General features: G+C 68.2%; 6 protein-coding genes. 4 read left to right on the top strand and 2 right to left on the bottom strand.

The annotated features are described in order from the left end of the window. Positions 1-17 precede the first annotated feature (17 nt). A complete protein-coding gene (locus V2S66_RS17000) occupies positions 18-1,472 on the bottom strand; it encodes a glycoside hydrolase family 76 protein (protein WP_330796304.1) in 1,455 nt (484 codons plus the stop codon). Between the two features lie 34 nt (positions 1,473-1,506). After that, positions 1,507-4,116, bottom strand: coding sequence for a lectin (locus V2S66_RS16995; protein ID WP_330796302.1), 2,610 nt, complete (start codon positions 4,114-4,116; stop codon positions 1,507-1,509). A gap of 542 nt (positions 4,117-4,658) precedes the next feature. Between V2S66_RS16995 and V2S66_RS16990 the strand changes: the two genes are divergently transcribed. The 4 genes from V2S66_RS16990 to V2S66_RS16975 all read left to right on the top strand — a co-directional run bounded on the left by V2S66_RS16990 (position 4,659) and on the right by V2S66_RS16975 (position 13,544). Then, on the top strand, positions 4,659-4,997 hold the full coding sequence (locus V2S66_RS16990) for a hypothetical protein (protein WP_330796300.1): 339 nt from the start codon (positions 4,659-4,661) through the stop codon (positions 4,995-4,997). A gap of 21 nt (positions 4,998-5,018) precedes the next feature. After that, positions 5,019-6,140, top strand: a complete 1,122-nt coding sequence (locus V2S66_RS16985) for a ricin-type beta-trefoil lectin domain protein (protein ID WP_330796299.1) — start codon at positions 5,019-5,021, stop codon at positions 6,138-6,140. Between the two features lie 427 nt (positions 6,141-6,567). Beyond that, positions 6,568-9,780 (top strand): glycoside hydrolase family 3 C-terminal domain-containing protein, encoded by a 3,213-nt coding sequence (locus tag V2S66_RS16980; RefSeq protein WP_330796297.1) that lies wholly within the window; start codon positions 6,568-6,570, stop codon positions 9,778-9,780. Positions 9,781-10,076: 296 nt separating this feature from the next. Next, positions 10,077-13,544 (top strand): glycoside hydrolase family 3 C-terminal domain-containing protein, encoded by a 3,468-nt coding sequence (locus tag V2S66_RS16975; RefSeq protein ID WP_330796295.1) that lies wholly within the window; start codon positions 10,077-10,079, stop codon positions 13,542-13,544. The last annotated feature ends 14 nt before the right edge of the window (positions 13,545-13,558 follow it).

The following is a 13,558-nucleotide window of genomic DNA, read 5'->3' as shown; positions in this document are numbered from 1 at the left end:
TGTGCCGTTCCTCCGTGTCAGGAGGGGAGGTTCCAGCGCTGGGCGTTGGTGTTGTTGCAGTCGAAGATCTGCAGTTGGGTGCCGTCGGTGGTGCTGGAGTTGGGGATGTCCAGGCAGCGGCCGGACTGGGGGTTGACCAGGGCCTTGGTGGCGGAGTTGTAGGTCCACTTCTGGCTGCCGGTGCCGTCGCAGCCCCAGAGTTGCACCAGGGTGTTGTTCCCGGTACCGCCGAAGGCGACGTCCAGGCACTTTCCCAGGATCTGCAAGGTGCCGTCGGAGGCCACGGTGACCTGCTGGGCGCCGCTGTTGTTGCAGGTCCAGATCTGGACGTGGGAGCCGTCGGCGGTAGAAGCGGCGTTGTCGTCGATGCACTTGCCGGCGTTGTCGGACGTGATCGCGCCGGTACGGGTGGCCGGCGGTGTGCCGCTTCCGCCGAGGGCTGCGACCAGGGCCTCGGCTGCGCTTGCCTGGGTGGTGGGTGTCCACAGGGCGAACGGGCCGATGAAGGAGTTGCCCTGTTGGCCGGAGCTATTGGTGTCGTTGGCCACGATGGAGTTCGCCGTGGTGGTGAGGAACGAGTCGTATTGCGTGGTCTTCGCGGCGGTGGCCAGGGCGCGCAGGTAGCGGGCGAAGATGCCCTTGAACGCGGAGCCGTCGCCGGTGCAGTTAGGCTCGCAGCCGTCGTAGAGCACGCCGTTGTGGTTGAAGCGCGCGACCGCGGCAGTGGCGATGGACGTCGCGGTGGTCAGCAGCGACGTGTCGCCGGTGGCGCGGGACTGCTCGGCCAGTCCTTGGAGGATGACGCCCTGGTTGTACGAGTAGTTCGCTGTGCTGAGTGTGCAGTTGGGGACGTTGAGCCCGTCGCGGACGAGGTTGCCGCTGATGAGGCCCGAGTTCTTGAACCAGTTCCACTCGGAGGTGGCCCAGCCGCCATAGGTCGTGTCACCGGCGATGCGGTTGTGCAGTCCGGCGGTGGCGGCGAGGAAGAGTTCGTTGGCGATCGAGGCTTTGTACTGCTTGGCGGTGCTCCAGTAGACGCCGCCGCCGCAGGTGGAGTCCCAGTAGTTGTGCATGTAGTTGGTGGTGGTCTTGGCCATGTTCAGGTAGTTGGTGTTGCCGGTGAGGTCGTAGGCCTGGAGCCAGGCCAGGGCCCACCAGCCGGTGTCGTCGATGTAGTCGTTGGTGAAGTTGCTGTGCTTTGCGTACGCGCCGGTGATGGCGTAGTCGTAGCTGCGGTCGCCGGTGGTCTGCTCGTATGTTTCCACGGTGCTCAGCGACACCGCCGAGGTCCACCAGCCCTTGGTGTCGATCAGTCCGTTGTTCGCGTCGTAGGACTTCATCAGGACCGCGATGCTGCTGGCGGCCGGGGTCGGTGCGGCCTGAGCGCTGACGGTATTGGGGATCAGCAGGAGCAGGCCGAGTACGGCGATCACCGCCCGTGCCGACCATCTTTTGAGCGTGGAGGGATTCATTGGTCTTCCACCTCTTGTGGGGGGAGGGGAGCGGTCAGGAGGGGAGGTTCCAGCGCTGCGCGTTGGTGTTGTTGCAGTCGAAGATCTGCAGCTGGGTGCCGTCGGTGGTGCTGGAGTTGGGGATGTCGAGGCAGCGGCCGGACTGCGGGTTGACCAGGGCCTTCGTTGCGGAGTTGTAGGTCCACTTCTGGCTGCCGGCCCCGTCGCAGCCCCAGAGTTGCACAAGGGTGTTGTTGGCGGTGCCGCTGAAGGAGACGTCCACGCACTTGCCCAGGATCTGCAAGGTGCCGTCGCTGCCGACGGTGACCTGCTGGGCGGCGGAGTTGTTGCAGGACCAGGACTGGATGTGGGAGCCGTCGGCTGTCGAGGCGGCGTTGTCGTCCAGGCACTTGCCGGCGTTGTCGGAGGTGATCGGGCCGGTGCGGGTGGCCGGCGGCCCCGGGGGCTTGGCGCCGCCGTTGCCGTTGTAGGAGGGCGGCGCGGAGGAAGCGCCGGTGGCCCAGTTGGTGTTGGCGGTGGTGCCGAGGGTGAGGTTCAAAGTGCCGCCGCCGGTGGCGAAGTTCGCCGGCAGGTAGGCGTTGTTCCAGTTCGCGCCGTTGAGTGTGGCGCTTTGTACGTAGGGGGCGTTGTCGGCGGCCTGCGGGGCGTTGACCACCAGGTGGCTGCCGTTGCCCAGCGTCACGTCGACGTTGGTGAACAGCGGGCTGCCCAGGGCCAGGTCGGAGGTGCCGGGGGTCTCGGGGTAGAAGCCCATCGCGGACCAGACGTACCAGGCGCTCATCGTGCCCAGGTCGTCGTTGCCGACCCCCCAGTTCGCCGGGCTGTTCGGCCACAGCTGGTCCTGGACCTGGCGGACGATCTTCTGCGTCTTCCAGGGCTGGCCGACGTAGTCGTACTCCCAGGGCAGTTCGATCGACGGCTCGTTGCCGAGGTCGGCGTGCGAACCGCCGGAGCCGTGGAAGTCCGACAGCACGCTGTCGAGGTAGCTGATGTACTTGGCGTTGCCGCCCATGGCGTCGGCAAGTCCCCGGATGTTGTGCGGGACCGCCCCGGTGTACTGCCAGGACGTGCCCTCCACGAACTGGTCGCTGCTACTTGCGTTGAACCCCGACTTCCAGCTGCCGTTCAGCTGCTTGGGCTGCATGAAGCCGCTGCCGGTGTTGAAGACGTTCTTCCAGTCCTGCGCCCGGTTCGCGAACTGCGACGCGGTGGTGGTGTCGCCCAGCGCGCCGGCGAAGGCGGAGGTCGCGAAGTCCTGCGCGCTGTACTCGAGCAGCGTGGCCACCGAGCCGTAGAAGTCCCGCGGGTAGGAGCCGTCCGAGGGCAGGTAGCCGTACTTGGTCTGCAGGTCCAGGCCCATCCTGATCGGGTTGGACGTGGTGCCCTCCTTGACCATGTCCGCCTTGGCGGCCGCGGTGTCGAAGTTCCGGGCGCCGAAGGCGTAGTAGTCCGCGACGATCGCCGGGCCCGGGTCGCCGTTCATCACCTGGGTCTCGGCGGAGTTCAGCGACCACTTGGGGAAGAACCCGGCCTGCGCGTAGTCGTTGACCAGCGACTGCGCGCTGTCGGACGCCTGCTGAGGTGCGACCAGTGCCTCCAACTGCGCCTGGGTGCGATAGATGTCCCACCCGGAGTACGTGCCGTACTGGGCCTTCTGGCTGCCCGAGACGGTGTGCACCTGGTGGTCGAAGCCCCAGTACCTGCCGTCGCTGTCGCTGAGCAGGTTCGGGTGCAGCAGCGAGTGGTACAGCGAGGTGTAGAACACCTTCTGCTGGTCGGAGGTGCCGCCGCTGATCGCGATCTTGCCGAGCACGCCGTTCCACGCGTTGTGCGCGGCCGTGCGGGTGCCGTTGAAGTCCCAGTTGGGGTTCTCCGCAGCCCGGTTGGCCGTCGCGCCGGCGATCGAGACGTACGACAGGCCGACCTTGGCCTGCACCGTGCGGTTGCTGGTGGTGTTGAACGTGACCGAGTCGCCGCCGTTGAAGGTGCCGTTGCCGGTCATCGGCTGGTCGAAGACCATGTCGAAGTACGCGGTGTACGAGGGCGCCGACGCGCAGAACAGCCCAGCGTCCACCGAGCCGCTGACCTCGGTGCTGCTGACCCTGTTGAAGTGCAGGTTGGTGGCCTTGTCCGCGTTCAGCTTGAACAGCAGGTTCGCCTGCGTGGTCGCCGGGAAAGTGAAGCGGGCCATGCCTGAACGGGCGGTGGTGGTCAGCTCGGTGTTGACCCCGTTGTTGAGGTTGACCGAGTACGCGCCCGCGCTCGCCGACTCGTTGCTGTGGCTGAAGCCGACGGTGGCGTTGCCGTCGACCCCGCCGGTGGTCGGCAGTACGGGGATGTCGCCCATCGCGCCGCAGCCGGGCCCGGAGATGTGGTTCAGGCTGAAGCCTGTGACAACGTTGTCAGAGTAAGCGTAGTTACCGCCGGGCGGCCGGGAGGACGTGTCGGGGCTCCACGAGACCATGCTGAACGGGGTGTCCGCGCCGGGGAAGGTGTTACCGCCGTTGGACGTCCCCAGCAGCGGATTGACCAGGGAGGCGGGATCGGAGACCGCCGCCGGCGCGGCCGCGTGCGCGGCGGTGGTGGGGGCGGCCACTCCGAGCAGGAGGAGGCAGCTTGCCAGGGGAATACGCCATCGCTTCATTGCGGCTCCAGGTGCGAACGGCACGGCTGCGGCACGGCTGTTGCTGCACCGGTGGGGGGTTGAATCCCGCACAGCAAAGGGCAGCGCCTCGCCACCTGTCAACGCAAATGACAGAGTTGGACGGCGGATACGTACGGACATCGGAGCAGCGGTGTCACTTGGTGGGAGGTGACCGACCGTCACGTACAGCTGTCCCTCCACCGGCGCGGGCGGCCCGGCCAGTGGCCCCGACCTCTCTGCTCATGGTCGGCTCACCCACCCCCACCAGGGCATGCACCGAAGAAGCGGACCGGCGGCGGCAGTCGCCGCCGACCGGGGACACCGTCGCCATCACCCTGCGTGGCCCAGGAGTGAATCCGGACCCGAATCATCCGACCACGTGTCCAGACGATTGACGCCGTTCCGACGGCTGGCTAGCTTCTACGGAGAGCGCTCTCCGGCATTCGATGATGTCCCCCCGCATCAGACACGGTTCAGGAGCCCCCCATGCGCGTGCAGAGATCCCGGCGGGTTACCGTGCCCGCACAGCAACCATGACAACGATGTCTTCAAGTATCGCCCTCGGCGCCGCGGCACCCGCCGTCAACGCGGTGATCCGCGACAGGTTCTGCTACGCCCGGGGCCCGGGACTGAGCGCCCAAGGCCGGCGGCCGGTCAGCGCCGCCGTCCAGTCCCACTCGGTCGGGTTGTTCCTGTCGCTGACCTCGGCGCCGCACAACCGGATCTCCGGTGACACGGCGTACGTGAACGAGACGGGGAGCGAGTGGGCCTGGTTCCAGAAGAGCGGCATGGCTGACGACATCACCAGGCCGACCCCGAGCACACCGCTGCACCACCGACCGATGGCACCTCCGCGCAACTGCCCGATCGGCCTGCTTTAACCCCCACGGTGAGGACCGGTGATGAAGAGATACATGTTGGGTCTTGTCACAGCGCTGACGGCTGCGCTGAGCATGGGCGCCGTGCTGCCGGCGGTGGCGAGCGCGGGATCGGCGCAGGCTGCCGCCGCACCCGCCAAGTTGCGGGTCATGCCGCTGGGTGACTCGATCACCTGGGGAGTGGGCAGCAGCACCGGAAACAGCTACCGGGGCGCACTGTGGGACCAGTTGACGGGTGAGGGGCACGCGCTGGACTTCGTCGGGAGCGGGCGCAACGGCACGCTCGCCGATCCTGACAACGAGGGGCACTCGGGCTGGCGGATCGACCAGATCGCCGGCATCACCGACGGCGTGCTGGCCCGCGACCGGCCCAACGTGGTGACCCTCGAGATCGGCACCAACGACCTGAACCAGAACTACCAGGTGCCGACGGCCACCAGCCGGCTGCGAGCGCTGGTCGACCAGATCACCGCCGACGTACCCGACGCCACCGTGCTGGTCGCCTCCCTGATCGTCTCCACCAACTCCACCGAGGAGCCGAACCGGCCGGCTTTCAACCAGGCGGTTCCCGGCATCGTCCAGGCCGAGCAGGCCGCGGGCAAGGACGTCGCCTACGTCGACATGAGCGCCCTGACACCGTCCGACCTTTCCGACGCCCTGCACCCGAACGACGGCGGCTACGTCAAGATGGCCGCTGCGTTCAACCGCGGCATCCAGGCGGCCGACGCCGCCGGCTGGATCAAGGCACCCGTGGCCACCGGCGGGTTCGTCCAGTCCGGGATCACCGGCAAGTGCCTGGATGACGCGTTCAGCTCCACCGCCAACGGCACCCCCGTGCAGTTGTGGGGCTGCGACGGCAGCGACGCCCAGTGGTGGACACTGCACACCGACGGCTCGCTCAGGACACTGGGCAAGTGCATGGACGCCGCTGCCGGAGGTACGGCAAACGGCACCAAGGTCCAGCTGTACGACTGCAACGGGACGGGCGCGCAGGTCTGGCAGCCGTACAACGGCGGCTACCGCAATCCGCAGTCCGGCCGGTGCCTGGACGATCCCGCCTCCTCCACCACGGACGGCACGCAGTTGCAGCTCTTCGACTGCAACGGCACCAACGCGCAGAAGTGGACCACCCTGACGGCAGTCTGAGCCGGACCAGCGCGGGCCGGAACCGGTTCGCGGCGGCACCCGGCCCCTATCGGGCCGGTGCCGACGCGTCCCACCGAAGGCCGCGACGCTGTCGTGCCCACCCCGAGCCGACGCGGAACCTGAACCGCCTCCAATAAGTCAACCAGGGACGAAACAAAGCACTGCCGGCGCCAGCGCGTCGCCAGAGGTCTGTCACGTGTTGATCGCTGACCTGGTGGGCCAGGAAGCCTGAGCGCGTCGCCCGCCTTGGTCCCGCGTGCGGGCCGTTGATGTCCGCTGATCGCAGTAATTCCGATTGCGGCCGGCCGTCTCGGCGCGCGCCCCGGCCTGGCACCAACAGCTGGACGACTGCAACGCACCGGGTGCCCAGATGTGGGCCGACCTTCCGGCGCTGTAGCGCCCATTCCCCCCATGAAGGAGAAATTCAATGCCAGCACGACGATGGCTCGGTGCCGCGCTCGGCGGCGCCCTGATCGCGGCCGGGATAGCCGGGCAGGCGGCGACCGCGCCCGCTGCGGCGGCCAGTGCCGCATGCCCGTGGGTCGGCTCGACCGCCCCGGTCGGCGACCGGGTGACGCAACTGCTCGGTGCGATGTCGCAGAACCAGAAGCTGTCCATGGTCGCCGGTACCGGCAGCAGCGCCTACGCGGGCGTCGTCCCGGCGATCCCGGGCCTGTGCATCCCGGAACTGGACCTGGAGGACGGGCCGTCCGGAGTGGGGGAGGGGTTGTCCGGTGTCACGCAGATGCCCGCGGCGGTCAGCGCCGCGGCCACCTGGGACACCGCCGCCGAGCAGCAGTACGGCGCTGTGGTGGGAGCCGAGCAGGCCGGGAAGGGCTCGGAGGTCGACCTCGGCCCGACAGTGAACCTGGTCCGCGACCCGCGCTTCGGCCGCGCCTTCGAGACCATGGGGGAGGACCCCTATCTGGCGGGCGCGATGGGCGCCTCGGAGATCCGCGGAGTGCAGAGTCAGGGCGTGATGGCCCAGGTCAAGCACATCGCGGTGTACAACCAGGAGACCAACCGCAACAACCCCTCCGACAACGCTGTCATCGGTGACCGGGCGCTCCAGGAGCTGTACCTGCCGGCCTTCCAGGCCGCGGTGCAGCAGGGAGCCGCCTCCTCGGTGATGTGCTCCTACAGCACGATCAACGGCACCTACGCCTGCCAGAACAAGAACCTGCTGACGACCATCCTGCACAACCAGTTCGGCTTCCAGGGCTACGTCACGTCCGACTGGGGCGCCACCCATGCCACGGCCGACTCCGCCAACGCCGGTATGGACATGGAAATGGGCAGCAGAGACTACTACGGCGATCCGCTGACAACGGCCCTGGCCAACGGCTCGGTCTCGCAGAGCACCCTGAACACCATGGTGGGCCGCATCCTCACCGAGATGTTCACCTTCGGCCTGTTCGACAAGGCGCCCAGCGGATCCACCGGCACGCACGTGAGCACCACCGCCCACGTCGACACCGCCACCCGGATCGCCGAAAACGGCACCGTCCTGCTGAAGAACTCCGGCAGCATCCTCCCGCTCACCACCTCCTCGGGATCGGTCGCCGTCCTGGGCAACTGGCAGAACTCCGGCGGCGGCAGCGCCTCGGTCCACGCGGACTCCGTGGTCAGTCCCCAACAGGGAATCGCCACCCGCGCCGGCTCAGGCGTGAACGTGCAGTACGCCCAGGGCTCCACGACCTCCTCCACCCTCGCCGATGTCCCGGCGAGCGCGCTGACCCCCGCGTCCGGCAGCGGCAGCGGCCTGACCGGCCAGTTCTACAACAACACCGACCTGTCCGGCACCCCGGTCCGCACCAGCAACAGCGCAACCCTGGACTTCGAGTGGAACGGCGGCTCACCGGGCGCAGGCGTCAACGCCACAAACTGGTCGGCGAAATGGACCGGCACGCTGAAGGTGCCGGCGACCGGCGTCTATACCTTCGCCACTACCAGCGACGACGGCAGCCGCCTCATCCTGAACGGACAAAAGCTGATCGACCAGTGGGGGGACCAGGCGCCCAGCCGCCGCTCGGCCAGCTTCACTCTCACCGCGGGCCAGACGCTGCCCGTCGAGGTCGACTACTACAACAAGTCCGGCGGCAGCAGCCTCAGCTTCTCCTGGACTCCGGCGAACTACACCGACAGCGCCATCACCCAGGCCGTGTCGCTGGCCAAGAACTCCGCAGTGGCCGTCGTCTTCGCCAAAACCGACGAATCCGAGGGTTCGGACCTCCAGGATATCGAACTGCCCGGTGATCAGAACCAGTTGATTGCCGACGTCGCCGCCGTCAACCCCCGCACCATTGTGGTCCTGAACACCGGATCGGCCGTCACCATGCCCTGGATCGGGAGCGTGGCCGGGGTCATGGAGAGCTGGTACGCCGGCCAGAGCGAAGGCACTGCGATCGCTGCTCTGCTCTACGGCGATGTGAACCCCTCGGGCAAACTCCCGGTCACCTTCCCCAAGTCGCTCACCGACGTGCCCGCCAGCACAGCCGCGCAGTGGCCGGGACAGAACAACCAGGTCCAGTACTCCGAAGGCCTGGCCATGGGCTACCGCTGGTACCAGTCCAAGGGCATCACCCCCCTGTTCCCGTTCGGCTTCGGCCTGTCCTACACCACCTTCGGGTACAGCGGCCTCAACGTCAGCGGGCCGGACGCGCACGGCAACTCCACCGTGACCGCCACCGTCACCAACACCGGCAACCGCGCAGGAACCGACGTCGCCCAGCTCTACCTCACCGCCCCATCCGCCGCAGGAGAACCCGGCGAGCAACTCAAGGGCTTCCAGCGCGTCGACCTCCAGGCGGGTGCGAACAAGCAGGTCACCTTCACCGTGCCGGCGCATTCCCTGGCCTACTGGAACACCGCCACCGGCAACTGGTCCACCGCCACGGGCACCTACGCCATCGCCGTCGGTGACACCTCGGGCAGCCCGCAGTTGACCGGCAGCCTGAACGTAACCACGACGAACACGGGCAACACCGTGACCGTCACCAATCCGGCGGGCATGAGCAGCCCCACCGGTTCCGCAGTCGCGCTGACCCTGCACGCCTCGGACTCCGCCTCCGGCCAGAACCTGACCTGGACGGCAGGGGGCCTTCCCGCTGGCCTGGCCATCAACTCCGGCACCGGCACCATCACCGGCACACCCACCACCGCAGCGACCAGCACCGTCACTGTCACCGCGACGGACGGCACCGGTGCGGCAGGCTCCACCACCTTCGTGTGGACCACCACGACGCCAGGTGGCGGCGCCGGAACTATCGTCTCCGCACTGGCCTCCACACTGTGCCTGGACGTACAGGCGGCCAACTCCGCCAACAGCACGCCCGTCCAGACCTACACCTGCAACGGCAGCGACGCCCAGCAGTGGACCACGGGCACGGACGGGACCGTGCGCGCACTGGGCAAATGCCTGGACGTCACCGCCGCCGGCACCGCCAACAACACCAAGGTCCAGCTCTACGACTGCAACGGCAGCAGCGCCCAGGTCTGGCAGTACCGGGCTGACGGCTCGTTCCTGAACCCCTCCTCGGGCCGCTGCCTGGACGTGCCGGCCGCTTCCACCGCCATCAGCACCCAGGTGCAGATCTACGACTGCAACGGCAGCCCGGCGCAGAAGTGGACCCGGACGTGAGCCCCGCTGATCGGGGAGGGATCACAGCCCCACCCTAAAACGGCAATTCGCGACACTGATGACCGCCCGCGGGTCCGGGCGGGGTCTTTGGACTCCCGGGCCCGCGGATCGGCAAGAGCCGTGGCCTTGACGCCCATTCGGGCAGGCAACACACTGTGCGCGATGTTGCGTCGGGCTACGAGAGGGAGGTGTCGCACAGCTCTGACAACGTTGTCTAAAAAGTGGTTCGGGTGACCCGGAAGCGCCCCGTCCACGAAGAGCAGCACGTGCTTTCCGCCGTGTCGAAGGAGTTCTCCTTGTCTGCCATTCATCCACGCCGTGCGCGGGCCGTCCCGGCGGTCCTGGCGGCAGCAGCCGCCTTGATCGCCTCCGCGCTCGCGGTCGCTCCCTCCGCGTCCGCGATCCCCGCGGAGGCGACCGCGACAAGCTGCCCCTGGGTCACCTCCAAGGCGCCGATCGCCCAGCGTGTCGACCAGGTGCTCGCCAGGATGACCCTGGCGCAGAAACTGCAGGAAGTGCACGGTGACGGCAGCGACGCCTACGCCGGTACGATTCCCGCCATCCCGGAACTGTGCGTCCCCGCGTTGACCCTGGACGACTCCCCGGCCGGCGTCGGCCACGGGATGTCCGGGGTCACCCAGCTGCCCGCACCGGTCGCAGCCGCTTCGACCTGGGACACCCAGCTGACCAAGCAGTACGGCAAGGTGATCGGCAGCGAGCAGTGGGGGAAAGGCAACGTCGTCGACCTCGGCCCCACGGTCAACATCGTCCGCGACCCGCGGTGGGGCCGCGCCTTCGAGGCATACAGCGAAGACCCGTACCTCACCGGCCAGATCGGCGCCGCCGACATCGACGGCATCCAGAGCACCGGCGAAATGGCACAGGTCAAACACCTCGCGGTCTACAACCAGGAGACCAACCGCAACAGCTCCACCGACAACGCGGTCATCGACCAGCGCACGGAGCAGGAGATCTACCTGTCGCAGTTCGGCGACATCATCAAGCAGTCGAACCCCTCGTCGGTGATGTGCTCCTACAGCTACATCAATGGCCAGGCCGCCTGCCAGGACCCGTACGTCATGCAGCAGGTGCTGCGCAAGCAGTGGGACTACCAGGGCTTCGTCACCTCCGACTGGGGCGCCACCCACTCCACCATGCCGTCGGTCAAGGCCGGCATGGACATGGAGATGGCGACCGGGCAGTACTACGGTGACCCGCTGGTGCAGGCCCTCGCCGGCGGCCAGGCCACCGAGGCCGACATCGACAACCTGGTGCGCCCGACGCTGACCCAGATGTTCCGGTTCCACCTGTTCACCCGGCAGCCCACCGGCACGCCGGACACCGTGGTCACCACGCCCGCGCACCGCAAGGTCGGCCGTCAGGTCGCCGAGGACGGGACGGTGCTGCTGAAGAACCAGGGCGGCATCCTGCCGCTGTCGCCGAGCAAGAAGTCCTCGATCGCGGTCATCGGCGACGACGCTGGGCCGAATGCGCTCACCTCGGGCGGCGGTTCGGCGGCCGTGCGGGCCGACTCGATCGTCACCCCGTACGACGGCATCGCCAAGCGCGCGGGCAAGAACGTCACGGTCACCTACTCCCAGGGCGACAGCTCCAACGGCGGTCTGCCGCTGGTGCCGTCCAATGTGCTCACCCCGAGCTCCGGCTCTGGCAACGGGCTCACCGTCCAGTACTACGACGGCACGGCGCCGGCCGGTTCGCCGGTCGCCACCGGAAACGTCGACCAGGTGGCGTACAGGTGGAACGGCGGCTCCCCGGCCGCGGGGGTGCCCGGCAGTAACTGGTCGGCGAAGTACACCGGCACCCTGACGGCGCCGAGCACCGGCACCTACACCTTCTCGCTCAACAGCGACGACGGCAGCCGGCTGATCCTGGACGGCAAGACGCTCATCGACAACTGGCACGACCAGGGCGGCGACACCGCCGCGAAGGGCACCGTCGACCTGACCGCCGGGCAGAAGGTCGCCGTCGAGCTGGACTACTACCAGGGCGGCGGCGGCTCGTCGCTCCAGCTCGGCTGGCAGGCGCCCGGCGGCCCGGCGACCCCGCTGGAGGCGGCGGTGGCCGCTGCCAAGGCGTCCGACACCGCCATCGTGTTCGCGAGCAACAACGGGAGCGAGGGCAGCGACCTCAGCAGCATCGACCTGCCGGCCGACCAGAACGAGCTGATCCAGGCCGTGGCCGCGGCCAACCCGCACACGATCGTCGTCCTGAACACCGGCTCGGCGGTCACCATGCCGTGGCTCGACTCGGTCGAGGGCGTCTTCGAGGCGTGGTATCCGGGGCAGGACTATGGCAGCGCTATCGCGGCGCTGCTGTTCGGCGACGTGAACCCGTCGGGCAAGCTGCCGGTGACCTTCCCCAAGAGCCTGGCCGACGTGCCGGCCGCGACGCCGGCCCAGTGGCCCGGTGTGGACGGCAAGGTCGCCTACTCCGAGGGCCTCAATGTCGGCTACCGCTGGTACGACACGAAGGACATCGCACCGCAGTTCGCCTTCGGATCGGGCCTGTCATACACGTCGTTCGAGTTCAGCGACCTGAAGGTGTCCAAGCCCACCACGACCTCGCTCGGCAGCGTCAAGGTCGGCGTCGACGTCACCAACACCGGTGAGCGGGCCGGCTCGGACGTCGTCCAGCTCTACGTCGGCGATCCGGCCGCCACCGGGGAACCGTCCTCGCAGCTCAAGGGCTTCCAGAAAGTCGACCTTAAGGCCGACCAGACCAAGCACGTCACCCTGACGCTGCCCGCGACGGCGTTCCGCACCTGGAACACCACCGCGCAGGCATGGCAGGTCGCCGACGGCGCCTACCAGCTGATGGTGGGCGACGCCTCCGACCACCTGCCGCTCCAGGGCACGGTGCGCGTGACTCGCACCTACGGGCCGCAGGGCGTGACGCTCAAGGCGCCCTCCGTCCTTCCGAGTGGACACACCCAGATCACCGGCACGTTCATCAACGGCTCGGACCTGCCGGTGACCGGTGTCGTCGTCACACCGGGCGTGCCGGCCGGCTGGAAGATCAGCCCGGCAAACGTCACGCTCAAGAAGGTGCCCCCGCACACACAGCAGACCGTCGCCTTCACCCTCACCCCGCCCCAGCAGGCGACCCCCGGCACCGGACGGATCACCCTGGACGCCACCTTCCACGAACAGAGCGTGGGCAATGCGAAGGTCGCCCAGGCCGGCCAGGACGTGAGCACGCCCTACCCCAGCTTCGCGGCAGCCTTCAACAACAAGGGCGTCAGCGACAACGCCGCTCCCACAGCTGCCAACTTCGACGGCTCCGGCTACAGCTACTCCGCCCAGAATCTCGCGGCAGCCGGCATCACCCCGGGCGGCACGGTCACCTCGGGCGGCGCCACTTTCAACTGGCCGCAGGCGCAGCCGGGCACCGCCGACAACATCGCCACCGCCGGCCAGGTGGTCCCGCTGGCCGGCAGCGGTACCCAACTGCACGTCCTGGGCGCGGGCGGCCCCGGCAGCCAGAGCGGCGACATCATCGTCACCTACACCGACGGCACCACCTCGACCGGGAGAATCACCCTCAACGACTGGTGGGCCAACTCCGCCAGCCCCGGCAGCACCCTCGTAGCCACCACGAAATGGAACCAGGGCCCCACCGGCAGCGGCCCCCACGACGTGAGCCTGTACGCCACCTCCATCCCCGTCACCGCGGGCAAAACGGTGGCCTACCTCACCCTGCCCGACCTACCGGGGCTGCACCTCTTCGCGGCCTCGGTGAGCTGAAGGAGGCCGCCACG

Origin of the sequence: Actinacidiphila polyblastidii (assembly GCF_036353415.1) — a bacterium.
GTDB classification, from domain to species: Bacteria; Actinomycetota; Actinomycetes; order Streptomycetales; family Streptomycetaceae; genus Actinacidiphila; species Actinacidiphila polyblastidii.
This window is presented reverse-complemented; position numbering and strand designations above follow the sequence as displayed.